This window comes from Enhydrobacter sp., assembly GCF_030246845.1.
GTDB lineage: Bacteria > Pseudomonadota > Alphaproteobacteria > Reyranellales > Reyranellaceae > Reyranella.
The window spans coordinates 1,472,201-1,489,241 of the sequence record NZ_CP126889.1; the positions used below are offsets into that span (position 1 = coordinate 1,472,201).

The 17,041-nt window shown below is 63.3% G+C and carries 13 protein-coding genes; 4 read left to right on the plus strand and 9 right to left on the minus strand.

The features are described from left to right. Positions 1-40 precede the first annotated feature (40 nt). Positions 41-955 (minus strand): DUF2950 domain-containing protein, encoded by a 915-nt coding sequence (locus OJF58_RS07490; RefSeq protein ID WP_300783188.1) that lies wholly within the window; start codon positions 953-955, stop codon positions 41-43. Next, positions 952-2,166, minus strand: a complete 1,215-nt coding sequence (locus OJF58_RS07495) for a DUF3300 domain-containing protein (protein WP_300783190.1) — start codon at positions 2,164-2,166, stop codon at positions 952-954. The genes OJF58_RS07490 and OJF58_RS07495 overlap by 4 nt, the downstream gene beginning before the upstream one ends. 231 nt (positions 2,167-2,397) lie before the next feature. Here OJF58_RS07495 and OJF58_RS07500 point away from each other — a divergent pair, with 231 nt between their 5' ends. Beyond that, on the plus strand, positions 2,398-3,255 hold the full coding sequence (locus OJF58_RS07500) for an amino acid ABC transporter substrate-binding protein (protein WP_300783192.1): 858 nt from the start codon (positions 2,398-2,400) through the stop codon (positions 3,253-3,255). A 36-nt stretch (positions 3,256-3,291) separates the two neighbouring features. Here OJF58_RS07500 and OJF58_RS07505 read toward each other — a convergent pair whose 3' ends face one another. Continuing rightward, the gene (locus tag OJF58_RS07505) at positions 3,292-4,041 is read right to left on the minus strand and encodes a Crp/Fnr family transcriptional regulator (protein ID WP_300783194.1); all 750 of its coding nucleotides are present in this window, start codon (positions 4,039-4,041) and stop codon (positions 3,292-3,294) included. Between the two features lie 369 nt (positions 4,042-4,410). Here OJF58_RS07505 and OJF58_RS07510 point away from each other — a divergent pair, with 369 nt between their 5' ends. Next, a complete protein-coding gene (locus OJF58_RS07510; protein WP_300783196.1) occupies positions 4,411-5,199 on the plus strand; it encodes a Crp/Fnr family transcriptional regulator in 789 nt (262 codons plus the stop codon). Between the two features lie 254 nt (positions 5,200-5,453). Here the strand turns inward: OJF58_RS07510 and OJF58_RS07515 are convergent, their stop codons facing one another. The 6 genes from OJF58_RS07515 to pflB form a co-directional block, all read right to left on the minus strand. Continuing rightward, on the minus strand, positions 5,454-6,725 hold the full coding sequence (locus OJF58_RS07515) for an OprD family outer membrane porin (RefSeq protein ID WP_300783198.1): 1,272 nt from the start codon (positions 6,723-6,725) through the stop codon (positions 5,454-5,456). Between the two features lie 161 nt (positions 6,726-6,886). Beyond that, positions 6,887-8,410: an L-serine ammonia-lyase gene (locus OJF58_RS07520; protein ID WP_300783199.1), complete on the minus strand. Its 1,524-nt coding sequence runs from the start codon at positions 8,408-8,410 to the stop codon at positions 6,887-6,889. A 259-nt stretch (positions 8,411-8,669) separates the two neighbouring features. Beyond that, positions 8,670-9,104, minus strand: a complete 435-nt coding sequence (locus OJF58_RS07525; RefSeq protein ID WP_300783201.1) for a hypothetical protein — start codon at positions 9,102-9,104, stop codon at positions 8,670-8,672. Positions 9,105-9,139: 35 nt separating this feature from the next. Further along, positions 9,140-10,735 (minus strand): TrkA C-terminal domain-containing protein, encoded by a 1,596-nt coding sequence (locus tag OJF58_RS07530; protein WP_300783203.1) that lies wholly within the window; start codon positions 10,733-10,735, stop codon positions 9,140-9,142. Between the two features lie 24 nt (positions 10,736-10,759). Then, entirely contained in the window at positions 10,760-11,572 is an 813-nt protein-coding gene (gene pflA / locus OJF58_RS07535) for a pyruvate formate-lyase-activating protein (RefSeq protein WP_300783205.1), read from the minus strand. 26 nt (positions 11,573-11,598) lie between these two features. Next, the gene (gene pflB / locus OJF58_RS07540) at positions 11,599-13,863 is read right to left on the minus strand and encodes a formate C-acetyltransferase (protein ID WP_300783206.1); all 2,265 of its coding nucleotides are present in this window, start codon (positions 13,861-13,863) and stop codon (positions 11,599-11,601) included. A 105-nt stretch (positions 13,864-13,968) separates the two neighbouring features. Between pflB and fabI the strand changes: the two genes are divergently transcribed. Together fabI and OJF58_RS07550 are read left to right on the plus strand one after the other, a co-directional pair. Then, positions 13,969-14,748, plus strand: a complete 780-nt coding sequence (fabI, locus tag OJF58_RS07545; protein ID WP_300783207.1) for an enoyl-ACP reductase FabI — start codon at positions 13,969-13,971, stop codon at positions 14,746-14,748. A 131-nt stretch (positions 14,749-14,879) separates the two neighbouring features. Further along, positions 14,880-17,039: a TerB family tellurite resistance protein gene (locus OJF58_RS07550; protein WP_300783208.1), complete on the plus strand. Its 2,160-nt coding sequence runs from the start codon at positions 14,880-14,882 to the stop codon at positions 17,037-17,039. Positions 17,040-17,041 lie beyond the last annotated feature (2 nt).

The following is a 17,041-nucleotide window of genomic DNA, read 5'->3' on the forward strand; positions in this document are numbered from 1 at the left end:
CCCCGCACCTCTTCCGGTCGGCGGCAATCGATACGCCGCATCAGGGCGTCATGTCGGCCTTCTCCCACTCCTTGTCCGGATTGAATGAGGCAATAGCAGCCGCCCGTTCGGCAGTGGCCGGACCCAGATCCTGCTCGTAGACGTCGCCGCTGTGGCTCACCATGAAGGTCATGACACCCGTCTCGTCGTACTTGACGGGCCAGGCGAGGACGGCGAACCCGCCGATCATGCGCCCCTTCACCAGATAGTCGTAGGCGCCGCCGGGTGCGGCCGGCCCCTGCCTGTAGAGGAGACGGAAGCGATAGCCGTGATAGTCCTCGGCCTTCAGCTCGCCTGGCTGTGCCCTGGCGACCAACGGGCCGAGCGGGCTCTCCGGCTCACCGGGCTTGCTTTCCCAGTACAAGCCATCCTTGTGTCCGGGCGAGCTCAGCAATCGGCGCGCATACACCGGAACACCGGCCTTCGTCGGATCGAGCGAGACATAGTCGCGTTGAGCATCGACAATGGCGAGCAGCGTCTGGATCACGAAGAGCTCATTGCGTCCGATCCGCCGCGCCTGCATCTCCTTCTCGCCGGCGACGACATCGTAGTGCCACTCGTTGCCCTGCTTCACGATCGGGACGGGCGAGACCCAACCCGTGGTGCCGACTCCGACCAAAGCCTTGTCGTCACCCTGGGGCAGGATCTTGTGGCTCTCGTCCCATGCCTTCAGGAACTTGGCGCGAATCTCGTCGTCGTCCCGATCCGAGCCCGGCAGGAAGTCGTGCCAGCCCGAGCCCAGCATCGCCGCGACCGCCTTGTCGTCATCGCGGCGGATGGCATCGGTCAGGGCATCCGCCGCCGCCTCGGCTGTGGGAAAGCCCTGCAACGAGGCTGGCGCCTGCGCCGCCGCACCGGTGGAAAGCCAGAACCCGAGCGCCAGCGCCAGAAATGCCCGCCAAAGGCAGTTGCTCATCGCCGCCCTCCCCCTCCCGGCCGACCGCCGCCACCGGGCCGTCCTCCACCGCCGGACGGACGCTGCACATTCCGATGCGAGGATGCCCTTCCCTGTTGGGCGCGACCGCGGGCGGCTTCCCGGTTGACCTGCTGACCACCATTGACCCCACCGAAGCCACCACCACCCTGCCGCTGGCCGGCCTGGTTGCCGCGCCGTTGCTGGACATTGCCCGCCCCCTGACCAGGACGTGCATTGGCGATATTGCCCTGGCCCGGGCGGCCGGAGCCGGCGCCGCCCGGCCCGGGTCGCGCGTTGGCGACATTGCCGGGCCGCGACGGCTGATCGATCCTCCCCCGGAACTGCTGGCGCTGCTCGACACCCGGCCGCGACTGGCCATATCTCTGGCGCGTGGCGGGATCACGATAGGCGACGCCCCGACGGTGCCCGGCATCGTGTTGCCAGCGGTTGCCGTTGCCGACATTGGCACGGTTGAAGCTGCGGTCGATGTTCACGGCACGGTTCGCGTTGATGTTCACATAGCTGCCGCCGCGGCCATAACCCCAGTTCCATCCGCCGAAGATGGCGCCAGCGGCAGCGAACCCCAAACCCCACATGAAGCCGCTGGCGAGCGCGCCACCGAACGGATAGTAGACCGGCGGATAGGCCGGATAGGGCCAGGTCCCGTAGGCCCAGCCTGGATTGTAGGACGGCACGTAGACGACTTGCGGATCGCTCTGTTCGACGACGATGATCCTTTCGCCTCCGGACGAGGTCTCGGTCCTGACGACCTGCTCCTTGGTGGTTTGCAGGTTGCCGGCATCTGCTGCGCGAGCGCGCAGGCGCTGGATCGAGTCGGCCACGTCCTGCTGCTGTTCGATCATCGCGTCGCCGAGCTTCTGCGTCCAGTCGAGATGATCGTTCATCTGCGACAGGACGGGCGGGAACGCGACCAGCGACTTCACGCTGACGTCCCAGTTCTTGTCTTTCACCGCCGCTACCGCGGCGTCACCCTTCAACGCCGGATTGGCTTGCGACCAGCGCGCCGCCTCGACCACTTCCAGCGGATAGGACGCAGCCATCAGCATCTGCGACAGCAGCGCGTCCTGGTAGAGGGCGATCGGTGCCAGCATCTGGTCGAGCTCCTCGGGAGAGAACGGCTTCTTGCCTTCCTGTGCCCACGCCCTGCGAGCCGCCGCGGCCACAATGGCCGCGAGCGACAGAACGATCATGCGACGCCGATGCATTCCAGCAGTCGATTCGAGATCGTCTTCCCTCCGAAACGAATCCATTGGCTCGTCGATCCGATTCAGTTGGACCTTGTGCATTCTTAGAACGCCAGCCGATGCCCTGAATTGACTATTGTCAAAGAGATCGCCGGATCGGCACAGTATTTGTATCGCTTTCCTGTCGCTGTGCCGGGACAGCGAACTTCGCGAGTTCCCCTCGGGAGACGACGGACAATGGTCGCAATCGGAAGAGCGGCGTGCGCCACGATCCTGGCGGCAGGAATGCTTCACGCGGATGTCGTGGTTGCCGGGACTCTCGATGACATACGTGGCAGCGGCACGGTATGTCTCGCTTACCGCAAGGACGCGCCGCCCTTTTCCTACGTAGCGGGCAATGGCGCCGCGCCTGTCGGGTTCATCGTCGACCTCTGCCGCGCCGTCACCGCCGGGATCGGGAGACAGCTCGGGATCGATATCAAGGAAGCGTACGTTCCTGTCACCGCGACCGATCGCTTCGACGCGATAACCAACAACAAGGCAGACCTCCTGTGCGAGGCGACCACCCAGACACTGAAGCGGCGGGAGACGGTCAGTTTCTCGATCCCGACATTCGCGGATGGTGCCAGCTTCATCATCCAGCCCGGCGGTCCAAAAGATATCGGAAGCCTCGCCGACAAGAAGGTCGGCGTCCTGGCTGGCACGACAACGGAGGCCGAGCTGCGACGGGCTTTGGCGGCCAAGCAGCTCAACGCAGAGATCGTGCCGGCGAAGACCCATCGGGAAGGTCTTGACGCCGTCGAAAAGGGAGCCGTTGCCGCCTATTTCGCAGACCGCGGCATTCTTGCCTTCCTGCTCATGAACGCGAAGAGGCCGACAAATCTGCTCCTGGCCGACATCTACCTGACCGTGGAGCCCTACGCGCTCGCCATGCGGCGCGGCGACGAGGAGTTCCGCCTTGCCGTCGACCGAGAGCTGAGCTCGATCTATCGGTCGGGACAGATTGCCCGGATCTTTGGTGCAACCTTTGGCCCGTCTGTGCGGCCTTCGCCGACATTGCTCGGCCTGTACGCGACCGCAGCTCTTCCAGAGTGAGGAGAATCCTCACGCCATCCGACCAATCGGGTGCCTCTATCGGTACGCGTCCCCGATCAGTCGGGCTGGATCATGAACGACGATCCGATCTTCCTCAAATTCGAGAAGCCCCTTCTTTCTGAGCTTCGAGAAGGCACGACTGACGGTTTCGAGCCTGAGGCCGAGATAGTCGGCAATGTCCGCTCTGTTCATGGGAAGACGGAGCGGCCGTGTCTGGATGCCATGCTCGCTGTACGCAACGCTCAGATGTCCAAGAAAGCTTGCAACGCGCTCGGTAGACGTCAGTTGTCCGATCACAGCCATATGATGGCTAACGTTATGTAGTTTGCCCTCCAGGGTCTCTTTGATCACTGTGGCGACATCCTGATGCGCGGCCGCAAAAGCATCGAAACGTCGCCGGTTGAACGAGCATGTCCTCACCTCGGTGATGGCCGTGCCATCGAAAGCATACCTGCCGTCTACTTGGAGGTAGCCGCAGAGCTCGCCGGCAAGAAAGAAGCCCAGTACCTGTCGTCTTCCATCGGCTAGCAGCTTTGAAACCGCTACCACCCCCGAAATGATCTTGAAAACAGCGCCAACGGGATCTCCCGCACGAAACAGAAATTGCCGGCGCCTCCACGTCTGCTGAACCCCGAGGTCGAAGAGTTCCTTCTGCCGGTCGTATTCGAGTGCGCGACAGACGTTGAATGCCTTGACCGGGCAATTGAGACATGGAAGCGGCCTCGCTGGCCGCGATTGGCGGATTTCCTCCTTCAGAGCCGATGCCGATTTCGCCCGCGCAGCCATGCGGCCCCTCCCCAGGAACTCGCTGGATCGTGATATCCTAGCACAGCGTGGGAAGCTTATGATCGGCCTCAGAGAGGTGACGGCGCACCGGCTTGCCCGGATGCTCACGGCCCTCGGCCGCTCGAAGATCGTAAGGCACGGAGGCCGCCGCCGGTGGCAGTGGAGCTATCGAAGTCGGCGCCAAGGCGACTTTCGAGGCGCTCGACGGAGACGGCCGTGGACGCGCGGAAATCCGGCCGGTGTCATTTGCCGAAACGCCCCCGTCGTGTGCGCCTCTTCCTGTCGTTGATCAAAATCAAGGATTCGATGGATTCAAAGTGAGATTTCGCACGTCAGTTGCAATAGTGTTCCGCATGAAGGAGGTGCTCAATGGGGGTGAGCGCATTTTCACGCGGGATTTTGCCCGGACATGCTGCGCCGCCGCTCGCGCAGCCCATATCGATGATCACCGCTCGAGGCACGGTCAAACCGCTGCCGTGTCTTACCTGTCCGGCGAAGACCGCGAACGTCTGCAAGCCGCTCGACTATGACCGGCAGAAAGATCTGTTCGAGCTGGGTCACCCGCGACAGTGGGAGCAACGCCAATTTCTGTTCCATGCCGGCGCCGCTGTCGGGCCGGTCTTCAAGATCACATCCGGGATGGTGGCGGTGTCCACGGCATTGGCCGATGGACGCCGACAGATCGTCGCCCTGTATCTTTCGGGCGACATCTGCGGCCATTCGGAGGTCGACGGCAAATATGCGTACGATGGCGAGGCCATCGGCACGGTCACGGCATGCGCATTCGACAGGCCGTGTTTCAAGGCCTTCGTCAAGCGTCACCCCGACGTCGCCGATGCCATGACGGGAGTATTGGAGGACAAGCTGGCGCGTGCCCGTCGGCATTTGACTGTTGTCGGGCAGCTCACATCGACCGAAAAGCTCGCCAGTTTCCTCCTGATGTTGGCTACAGCGTACAGCGAGCATGGCTTCCAGGTCCGGCCGCTTGTCATGCCGATGAAGAGGAGCGATGTCTCGGACTATCTCGGGCTCAGGATAGAGACCGTCAGTCGTGCGTTCACAAAGCTCCGGAAGCAACGGCTCGTGGACCTGGACGACGACCGCATCATCATTCTCGATCCAATCGGACTCTCGCATCTCGGCAACGCCATGGATTGAGGTGCATGCGATCGTACGATGATTGCCCGGACCTCAGCGGCGGATCTGTTGCAACCACGCCCAGCCTGACGGTTCATCGCGAAAGACGCGGATCGGTCTCCCTCCGGTCCCCGCGGTAGCAAATTCCTGCGCTGCTGCTTCGCACGGCGCATGATCCCCGACGACGAGCGCGATGCGGGCGTTCAAGAAATGGACGGGCAGCACGCCCATCCAGTACCGGGACACACTGCGCCGCCCGAAGCCGTAACCGCCTGTCAGTAGAGCTTCACGGTGTAGTTCAGAATCAGACGGACCTCGTCCACCGTCGTGTGTATGCCGTTCTGGTCCGTGGCGGAGAATCCGTAGCGCGCACGGAACCACAGTCCCGGCAGCGGCTTCCATTCCGGCCGCCATTCCAGATTGAAGTCCCATTCGTATTCGGTGAGCGGACCGCCGGCAGCGGCCGCGCTGGTCCAGCCATTGAAGTAGAACACCGAAGCCGCCAGCCCCGGCAAGCCGATCGGCTTGAGGCTGGACGAAAGGCCCACCATCACCGCATTCTCGCCGGCCCGGTTGAAGGCCTGGATCTGAGCATCGGTGTAGAACGGGTTGGCGCTCCAGGGCGTCTGCATATTGAAGCCCGGATTGACCACCGTATAGGCCGCCGTGAGAATCGCGCTCTGGTAGCCGAGTTGCAGCTGGGAGCCGAACTGGTTCGTCCCGAATGGGTGTCCACCGTTCAGCAGGTTCGCGCCGGTGCTGTGCTGGTCGGCGAACTGCAGTGCCAGGATGGCATTGAAGTCGGTTCCCAGGTTGACGCCGTATTTGCCCTCGCCATAGATGATGTTGATCGTATCCTGCGTGTAGTACTCGATGCCGCCAATGCGCAGCGGCCCCCAACTGAACAGGCCGCCGAAGACGCCGGTGCCGCGATCCTCGTCGGCGCCGGCCGAGCGTGACATCGATACGAAATCGGTGGCGTTGCGGTCCTTCATTGCGGCGATGTAGCCGCCGCCGTAGCGGAAGGACGGCCCCGTATCCGGATTGCCGAAGGTGCCGCGCAGCACATAACCGTAGAAGGTCTTGGGCGACATGCGGTTGTCCTGGGGCCCGATGAAGGGCGTATCGTAGAGATAGCGCCCGGCGATGATCTCGTGGTCGTCGGTGATGTGGACCTTGCCGTAGAGTTGGCCGAGCACGCCGTATTGCTGCTGACCAGGGGCCAGCAAGCCGCTGCCGTCATGGTCGAGCGGAGCATAGACCGGAAACGAGGTGTAGAGTACCAATCCGCCCGATATGAGGTCGAACAGCCGGCCCGTTTCGAAGGCAAAGGAGCCGCCCGCCGCCCAGGCTTCCTTCCAGGCTGCTCCAGTCGGCGCGTTGGTGACCTCATCGCGATAGTAGCTGCGGAAGTTGAAGGCAGCCTTTGAATCACGTAGGAAGGCCGGTGCGTCCTTCAACTGCTCGCGAATCTTCGGAAACATGGTGAGCGGCGGCGGCGCCGGCGCCGAGAAGGCGCGTTCGATCGCCGTCAGGCTCTGTTTCACTGTCTCGGGAATTGGCTGTTCCTGCTTTTCGCTCTGGGCGATGGCCACGGTCGCGAGACAGCTTGTCGCCAGGTTTGTCAGGATCGCCAAAAGGCGGCGGGCTTGCTTGATCCGGCAAGTCACGGCGTCCCCCTCGCTGCTTTGGATCTCGAGCTCTGGCCTCAGCAGAGCACCAGATTGGCGGCCAACCCTGCCTCGCTCGTCTCCTTGTATTTCGCGTTCATGTCGCGGCCGGTGTCGGCGAGGGTCTTGATCGTGGTATCGAGATCGACGCGGTGGCGCGAGCCGATCTCGTTGGTCGCGATCATCACCGCCGTCCAGGCCTTTACCGCGCCGAAGGCACAGCGCTCGATGCACGGCACCTGGACATAGCCGGCCACGGGATCGCAGGTCATGCCGAGATGATGCTCGAGCGCCGACTCGGCGGCGTTCTCCAACACCTGCGGCGTCGTGCCGAGGACCTGGCAGATCATGCCCGCGCCCATCGCCGAAGCGACGCCGATCTCCGCCTGGCATCCGCCCTCGGCCGCCGCCAGCGTGGCGTTGTGCTTGCACAGGTAGCCGACCGCGAGCCCCGCCAGCAGGCCTTCGCGGATCTTCTCGCGTGGAATCTTGCGCGGCCCTTCGGCCAGGGCATAAACGATCGCCGGCATGACGCCGGCCGAGCCGCCGGTTGGCGCGGTGATGACGAGATGGCCGCGCGCGTTCTCCTCGGAGGCCGCCAACGCGAAAGCGGCGACCATGGCAATGGCGCGGTCGCTCGGGTACCGATCGTCCTGGGCGCGCTCGTAAACCGTGGACGCCTTGGAGTGCAGCTTGATCGGTCCGGGCAACACGTCGTCCTTGAACGTCAGGCCGACCTTCACCGTCGCCACCATGGCGTTCATGATCTTGTCGAGGAAGGCGTTCACCTCGGCCTCGCTCTTGCCCGAGATCGTCGTCTCGTTCGCCATCATGACCTGCGCGATCGAGAGCCCGTTCTTCTCGGCGTGCTCACGCAGCTCCCTCATCGTGGCGTAGGGATACCTGGGTGGGTTCTTCTTCGGCGGTTGGTAGCCCTTCCATTCGATGAAGCCGCCGCCCACCGAATAGTATTCGAGCTCGTAGATCGACTCCCCTTCCGGACCCAGAAGCTTGCAGACCATGGTGTTGGGATGGTGGAAGTCGCCCTTGGTCGAGTCGTAGACGATATCGACAAGCGACAGGTTGAAGGTCTTGGCGCCGAGCTTCAGCGGATAGAACTGGCCGGGCTTGTCGCGCATCTCGTCGAGGAACAGCGGGTCGACAGTCGCCGGCTCCTTTCCGAGGAGCCCGGCCAGCGCCGCGCGCTCCGTGCCGTGCCCCTTGCCGGTGGCGCTCAGGCTGCCGAACAGATGGACCTTGAGCCCTGTCGCCCGGCCGAGCTGGTCGGCCGACAGCTTCGAGCAGCGCTGGAAGAAGTCGTAAGTGATGCGCATCGGCCCGATCGTGTGCGAGCTCGAGGGCCCGGGGCCGACCTTGTAGAACTCGTCGGCCAGGATCATGACCGGACCCTTCGCCGACTTCACGACATTCAGGTCGGGCGACAGCATGCTGCCGAGGCCCGGCGGGCCCGCCGCTTCCTTGGCGGCCTGCTGTGCCCGCGCCTCCCGCGTCCAGACGGCGCCGGTCATGGCCGCGGCCGCGCCGATCGCGGCGTGACGCATGAGAAACGCCCGACGGTCGATATTCCGGGGCAGCTTGGACATGTCGGCTGGAGGCCAATCGCCATCAACTGGCGTGTCGAAAGAACCCATGTTGCCCCCCATGAGCACGTTACCGGCAAAAAATAGGCGCTATGTGCGGTAGAGGTCGTTGACTAAAATCAAGGATCGCTGGTGCCGCGGGCCCGGCTGCCGCACCTGCGAGACGCGAAAGGCGCTCCGCCGGCATCAGTGGACCGATGCTTGGGCGGCAACGCGGCCTTCACCAACTGAGGAAAACGCCGACGTCGCCCCGCAGACCGCCGGCGCGGTCGACGATCTCGTACTTGATATGGTAGCCGCGCGGCCTGAGCTGCCTTTCCCAGAATTCGTAGATCTCCTTGGGAATTCCAGTCAGCGTCCTCTCCCATCCCGGTTCCGCCTGGTCGATGGCACGGCCGTCGTCCGTGCAGAGATGGTTGGGGAAGCGGAACACCTGAACCGACGTGAGGCCGTTGTCGACCGCGCGATTGATGATGTGCGCGGCCTTTTCCAGGATCTGCTCGTCCGTCAGGCCCGATGGCCTGGCGATGCGATCGAGAAACGCGCGCTTCTCCGCCTCGGCCGCGGCGTGCGCCTTGGCGATGGCGGATGCTTTTTCGCCCTCCACTTGCGCGATCTTCGCCCGCTGATCCTTGGCCGATGGCAACGTTTGCATGGTAAACCTTCCTCCTGTTGAATGGTGGAGCTGCCTTACCCAGAGACCATGGCAAGGCCGACTATCTGCACCGCGAGCACTTTCAGGATTGTGGCCGAGGGGAAAATCATCGCGTAGGCGATGTCCGTCCGTTCGGTAGGCGCCATTTGGCTGGCGTAAACAAGGATGGCTGGATTTCCGGTGGCGCCGGACGCCACGCCCAGAAGGTCGTCGAAGGGAACCTTGAGCACATACAGACCGGCAAGAAGAATGATCGCGACGACAGTAAGGACGACAATCGCGCCCAATAAGAGCATGATCGGCCCGGTATCGGCGACAGTGGTAAGGAACGCCTGACCAGAATTGATCCCGACCGTCGCGAGGAAGAGCGTCAACCCGAAATTTCGAAGCACGATGTTGGCAGGCAACGGCATCACCCAGCTGATCGGACCTGTGCGCCTGAGCTTGCCGACGATCAGCGCCACGATCAGTGGGCCGCCGCCAATGCCGAGGCTGACGGTTCCGACGCCGGGCAGCGGGATCGGCACGAGCCCAAGAAGCACGCCGAGGACCATGCCGAAGCCGACGGAGATGTAGCTGAATTCTGCGGTCGACTTGAGTGAATCGCCGAAGAAGGTACGGGCCGCCGCGATATGCTCGGGTGGCACCAGCACACCGATGCGATCTCCGATCTCGAGCGTAGCATCTGAGCTCGGAACGATGTCGAGGTCGTAACGCCGGAGGTGGAGAATATGCATCGGGAACGCCTTCGGCATCGGCAGTTCGTCGATTGGTATCCCGGCCAGATACGCTCTGGAGACGAAAAAGCGCTGGTAGCTGAGGTCGCTGCGGTCCTTGGCAACGCGATTGGGATCCAGCCTGCCCAATATCTCCTCCACTTCGGCGAGGGCGTCTTGGGTGGGCGCGGCGACCAGGAGGCCGTCGCCCGCAGCCAGCTCGATATCGTCGTCCGGCAAGAGATTGCGATGCCCCTGACGCACGATCGACACCTGCACGCCGGCCGGCAGCTTCTCCTTAACCTCGCCCAGAGTTGCGCCGCCCGCCGGCAGACGCTCAATGGTGATCTCGCCCATATGGAAGCGTGCCGCCGGCGGCGGGAACGCCGGCTTCACGGCGCGCGTCAGGAAGTAGAAGCCGAGAATCGGGCCGATGACGCCAAAGGGATAGGTCACCGAATAGCCGATCGACGGCTCCTTGCTGCCGAAGACGTCGAGTGCCGCCTGCAGGGTCGGCGTGCTGGTCATTGAGCCGGCGAAGATGCCCAGCAAATGGGCGGGGTGTATGTGAAATATACGGCCGAGCCCAAGAGCGACCAGGAGACCGGCCACGATCGCGACAAAGGCAAGCAGATTGTAGCGCCGTCCCGGTCCAGACAGACCTTCAAAGAATTGGCGGCCGTAGAGCGTGCCGATGCCGTAAAGGAACATTACCAGCCCGATCAGGCCGATCGGGCCCGCGATTTGCGCCTTGGGTGCCACCGCGCCGAGGGCGAGGCCGACGAACAGCACCGCACCGATGCCGAGCGAAAAGCCAAAAATGTTGATCTGGCCCACGGCATAGCCGACGCCGACCGCGAGAAACAAAGCGAGGATCGGCTGCGAACCGATCAGATCAGCGACAACGGCAACCACCGACCTCTCCGCGCCCGGATCCGTTCAGCGTGCTCGGCATCCGGCATCGCGAAAAATCTTCAATGCCGCCTGCACCTGTGCGTCCGTGGGAGGACGCGTGTTTTCCAGCTTGTAGTCGAGGCCCAAGGCCCGCCACTTGAACGAGCCCAACTGGTGGAAGGGCAACACCTCGACCCATTCGACATTGGCCATCGGAGCGACGAACCTGGCGACAGTTTCGACGTTCTCCGGAATATCTGTCAGCCCCGGCACCAGCACGAAGCGGACCCATACCGGCTTGCCTATCGAGTTCAGACGCCGCGCGAACCGGAGCGTGGGCTCCAGCTCGGCGGAGGTCAGCAGCCGATAAAGGTCGGGATCACCGCTCTTGATGTCGAGGATGACGAGATCGAGGTTCGCAAGATGGTCATCCGAGAGGCGCGAGCCGAGAAACCCGGACGTCTCGATGGCCGTATGAAGGCCCATATGCTTGGCCGCCGCCAGCAGTGCGCAAGTGAAGCCCGTCTGGACCAGCGGTTCGCCGCCCGAGATGGTCAGGCCGCCCCCCATGGCGCGCAGCATCGGAGCGAAGTCGCCCAGTCTTCGCACCGCATGGCCCAGCTCGATCTTCGTGCCGTCCTTGAGGTGCCAGGTGTCCGGGTTATGGCAGAACTGGCAGCGCAGCAGGCAGCCCGACATGAACACAATGAGGCGCACGCCCGGACCGTCGACGGTCGACCCGGTTTCATACGAGTGGATCCAGCCGAATTGGCTCTCTTGTCCTTCGAAGGTTCCGGTCTCCGGCGCATCCGGTGACTTGGCCACGCGCAAGTCGTAGCGGCTGCCGACATCGACCATTCCATTTTCTGTCATCGGCCGGCCTGTCAGTAGGTTTGATGGAAGGTACGATGGATGACGTCGAGCTGCTGCTCGCGCGTCAACCGGACGAAGTTCACGGCGTAGCCGGAGACCCGGATGGTGAGCTGCGGGTACTTCTCCGGGTGCTCCATGGCGTCCTTGAGTGTGTCGATCGACAGAACGTTCAGGTTCATGTGGAAGCCGCCTTGACCGAAATAGGCATCGAATGCCTTCACGGCATTGTCGATGCCGGCTTCGCTATTGCGCTGCGTCAGGCTGGGCGAGATGCTGACGGTGTAACTGATTCCGTCCTGGGCGTCGGCATAGGGCAGCTTGGCGACCGAGATGCATGAGGCGAGCCAGCCGTGGGTGTCGCGACCATGCATCGGATTGGCACCCGGCGCGAACGGTTCGCCCCTGCGTCGCCCATCGGGCGTAGCGCCGGTATGCTTTCCGTAGACGACGTTCGATGTGATGGTGAGAACCGACTGGGTGTGGGTCGCGTTGCGGTAAGTGGGGTGCTTTCGCACCTTGGCCATGAACCGAGACACCAGGTCGGCAGCGATGTCGTCGACCCGGGGATCGGCGTTGCCGTACTTGGGAAACTCGCCCTCGATCCGGTAGTCGACCGCGAGCCCGCGATCGTCGCGGACGACATGGACCTTCGCATGCTTGATGGCCGAGAGGCTGTCGGCCACTACCGAAAGGCCGGCAATGCCGCAGGCCATGGTGCGAAGGATGTCGCGGTCGTGCAGCGCCATCTCCAGCCGCTCATAGAAATACTTGTCGTGCATGTAGTGGATGCAGTTCAGGGCGTGCACGTAGGTACGCGCGAGCCACTCCATCATCGCGTCGAACTTGCCGAACACCTCGTCGTAGTCGAGCACGTCCGACTCGACCGGCGCCGTGACCGGCGCAACCTGGTCGCCGCTCAGCTCGTCGCGTCCGCCGTTGATGGCGTAGAGCAGCGCCTTGGCGAGGTTCACGCGGGCGCCGAAGAACTGCATCTGCTTGCCGAGCCTCATCGACGACACGCAACACGCGATGCCGTAGTCGTCGCCCCAATAGGGCCGCATCAGATCGTCGTTCTCGTACTGGATCGACGATGTGTCGCGGCTGACGCGGATGCAGAACCGCTTGAAAGCTTCCGGCAGGTGGCGCGACCACAGTACGGTGATATTTGGCTCGGGCGCGGGACCGAGATTGACCAGCGTGTGCAGCATGCGGTAGCTGGTGCGCGTGACCAGCGGCCGGCCATCGAGATCCATCCCTCCGATGCATTCGGTCGCCCAATAGGGATCCCCGCTGAACAGTGCATCGTATTCGGGCGTGCGCAGGAAACGCACGATGCGCAGCTTCTGCACGAGCTGGTCGATCAGCTCCTGCGCGCCGGTCTCGTCCAGCTTGCCCTCGCGGAGGTCACGACCGATGTATATGTCGAGGAAGCTCGAGACGCGCCCGATCGACATGGCCGCACCGTTGGCCTCCTTGATGGCGCCGAGATAGGCGAGGTAAGTCCACTGCACGGCCTCGCGCGCGTTCTCGGCCGGACGAGCGATATTGCAATCGTAGCGACGGCCCATCTCCACGAGGTCCTTCAGCGCCCGCATCTGCTCGGCCAGCTCCTCGCGCTGGCGGATCACGTCTTCGCTCGCCCACATGTCGTCGAGCTGGGCCCGCTCGACCTGCTTGGCGGCGAGAAGTCGGTCGATGCCATAGAGCGCCACGCGGCGGTAGTCGCCGATGATGCGGCCACGACCATAGGCGTCGGGCAGGCCGGTAATGACGTGGCTGCGCCGGCACCGCATGATTTCCGGGGTATAGGCATCGAAGACGCCGTCGTTGTGGCTTTTGCGGTAGCGCGTGAAAATTTCATGCACGGCCTTGTCCGGCTCGAAGCCGGCCGCCTTCAGGCCGGCCTCGACCATGCGCAGTCCGCCGAACGGGAAGATGGCACGCTTGAAGGGTTTGTCGGTCTGCAGGCCGACGATCACCTCGTTGTCGCGGTCGATGTAGCCTGGTCCGTGTGCCAGCATCGTCGAGGGAGTGGCGGCATCGACATCGAGCACGCCCCTTCTGCGCTCCTCCTCGAAGTAGGGCCGGAGCTTGTCCCACACCGCCCTGGTTCGGACCGAGGGACTGGCCAGGAACTTGTCGTCGCCCTCGTAGGGCACGACATTGCGCACGATGAAGTCACGCACATCGATGGCATCGTTCCACCGTCCTGGATTGAATGTGCGCCACGCCCCGGATTCACGCTGATCGAGCGAAAGATTTGCACGATCCGGCATGCGCTCCTCCCTGGTTCGCTATGGTCGAAATCTGCCCCGGGAACGGCCAGCCGGCGTTGATTTATGTCATTGTTCGGCGACTGCCCGGAGGCTACGGCTGCCGGCATGAACGAAACGATCAGGCCGATCCTCACCGGCTGCAAAGCGCTGGTCGTCGGCATCGCCAATGACCAGTCAATTGCATATGGCTGTGCAAAGGCCTTCCGGTTCGCAGGGGCGGAAGTCGCTGTGACGTGGCTGAACGACAAGGCCCGACCTCACGTGGAGCCGCTGGCGACGGAGCTGGGAGCGGCCATCACTGGATCGCTCGACGTGTCTGTACCCGGCCAGCTCGAGGCGATCTTTGGCGCCATCGGGGAGCGCTGGGGCAAGCTCGACATCCTGGTTCACTCGATTGCATTTGCGCCCAAGGCCGATCTCCAGGGCGGCCTGCTGGATTGTTCGGCCGAGGGTTTTGCCAAAGCCATGGACGTCTCCTGCCACTCCTTCATCCGCATGGCCCGGCTCGCAGCCCCCCTGATGAAGGATGGCGGCGCCATGTTTGCGATGAGCTATCTGGGCGCCAATCGCGTGGTGCAAAACTACAACGTCATGGGGCCGGTGAAGGCCGCCCTCGAGGCGTCGTGCCGATATCTCGCGCTCGAACTGGGAACGCACGGCATTCGCGTGCACGCTATCTCACCCGGTCCTCTCAAGACCCGTGCCGCCTCCGGCCTCAAGGATTTCGAGCTGCTTCTGAACGAGGCCGCTCAGAAGGCGCCACTGGGTGAGCTCGTGGACATCATGGATGTCGGCTATACCTGCGCCTATCTAGCAACTCCTTTCGCCCATCGCATCACCGGCGGCACCGTCTATGTCGATGGTGGCCACAATATCGTGGCGTGAACCGGGCAACCGCTTCTAGTCCTTTGAGCTGGTCAAGGATCACAAGACAGGTGCCTCGAATCAACGATGAAGCCGACACCGACCGAGAAACAGATCCCATCTCTCCCTCCCTCGTGCACGGGAGTACGATCATGCCGCAAACGAACGATCTGAATTTTGTCACCGAATACTGGGTCGATGCGTGGCAGCGCTGGATCCTCAGCCTCGACGTGCTGCGCCAACGCGGCAACAGCTATCTCGAGGACTGCGAGAAGAACGCTCCGCACGTGCTGAGCTTCAAATTCGAGCCCGTGCTCGATGGCCGGACCCTGGCGCGGCCTGTGAACTACGTCCTGGTGCGCATCATCCCGCCGGACGGCACGGCGATCGATCCGGCCAAGCCGCCGTTCGTCGTCGTCGATCCGCGCGCCGGGCATGGTCCCGGCATCGGGGGCATGAAGCAAGACAGCGAGATCGGCGTGGCCATGGCGGCCGGGCATCCCTGCTACTTCATCGGCTTCTTTCCGACACCAGAGCCCGGTCAGACGATCGAGGATGTGTGCGTTGCGGAGGCCAAATTCCTCGAAGAGGTCGCGCGGCGGCACCCCGAGGCGGAAAGCAAGCCGGTCGTCGTTGCGAACTGTCAGGCGGGCTGGCAGATCATGATGGCGGCGGCAATCCGGCCAGAGCTTTTCGGACCGATCCTGCTTGCGGGGTCCCCGCTCTCCTACTGGGCCGGCGTGCGCGGCCGCAATCCCATGCGGTATCTCGGCGGCATGCTGGGCGGCACATGGCTGACCGCGCTGGCCGGCGATCTGGGACATGGCATTTTCGACGGTGCCAACCTCGTGGCCAATTTCGAATCGCTCAATCCGGCCAACACCTACTGGGAGAAGCCATACAATCTCTATGCCAACATCGACACGGAAGCGAAGCGGTTCCTCGACTTTGAAACCTGGTGGGGCAACCCGGTGCTGCTGAACGCCACGGAAATGCAGTGGATCGCCGACAACCTGTTCGTCGGCAACAAGCTGACCGCCGGCGAGATCCAAACGTCGACAGGCGTGCGTGTCGACCTGCGCAACGTCCGTTCGCCGATCATCGTATTGTGTTCGTGGGGCGACAACATCACGCCACCGCAGCAGGCACTGGGATGGATCACCGATCTCTACGCGCACGAGGACGAGATCGTCGCCAACGGCCAGACCATCGTCTACACGCTGCACCAGACGATCGGCCATCTCGGCATCTTCGTCTCCGGGAAGGTCGCAACCAAGGAACATGCCGAATTCGCCTCTTGCATGGAGATGATCGACCTGATGCCGCCCGGCCTCTACGAGGCGGTCATCGCCGAGGTCGACGAAGGCACGGTCAATCCGGAACTGATCCACGGCAAATATCTGTTCTCGCTGCAGGCGCGCACGCTGGACGACATTCGGGCGCTGGGCTGCAACGGCGAAGAGGACGACCGCCGCTTTGCGACGGTCGCGAGGATCTCCGAGGTCAACCACGGACTCTATTGCACTCTTGCCCGGCCGATGGTGCAGGCGCTGACCAGCTTGCAGTCCGCACAAGCCATGCGCGACCTTCACCCCAACCGGCTGCGCTTCGCCATGTTTTCCGACCGGAATCCGGCGATGCGGCCGGTCAAGGACCTGGCGGAGCAGGTCCGCGCGGCCCGCAAGCCGGTAGCGGCGGACAATCCCATGAACAGCGTCGAGGGAGTGGCATCAGCCTGGATCACCGCTTGGTGGGAGAACTACCGCTTGATGCGCGATGCCGCAACCGAGGCCGCGTTTCTCGGCACCTACGGTTCACCGATCCTACAGGCTTTGGTGGGTCTTGGAACATCCACGGCCCGTACCGAGCGCCGCGTCAGGCGGGATCTCGCGCGCGAAGCCATACAGGCACGCCAGCAGACCGAGCTCGAACGGCACTTCGAGGTCGGCGGGCTGACTGAAGCGATCGTGCGCGCAGTGATCCATGTCCGGTTGCCCGAAGGCCGCGTCGACGAGCGAGGTTTTTCGGCACTTCAGGCATTGCGCCGCGCGCAGCCGGCCAACCGCCGACTGACCTTTGGAGAGATCAAGGCGTTGTTCCGCCAACAGTATTTGCTGGTGCGACTCGACGAGGAACGGGCGGTGCGTGCCATACCCAGGCTGCTGCCTGACAGCGAGCAGCAGCGTCGGCGTGCCTGGGCTGCTGTGTGCGAGGTAATCGCTGCACGAGGTGAACTGCCCGATGAAGGCCGGCAACGCCTCGACCGCCTCCAGGCACTCTTCGGCATAACCAAGCAGCAGGTGGCTGAGTAATC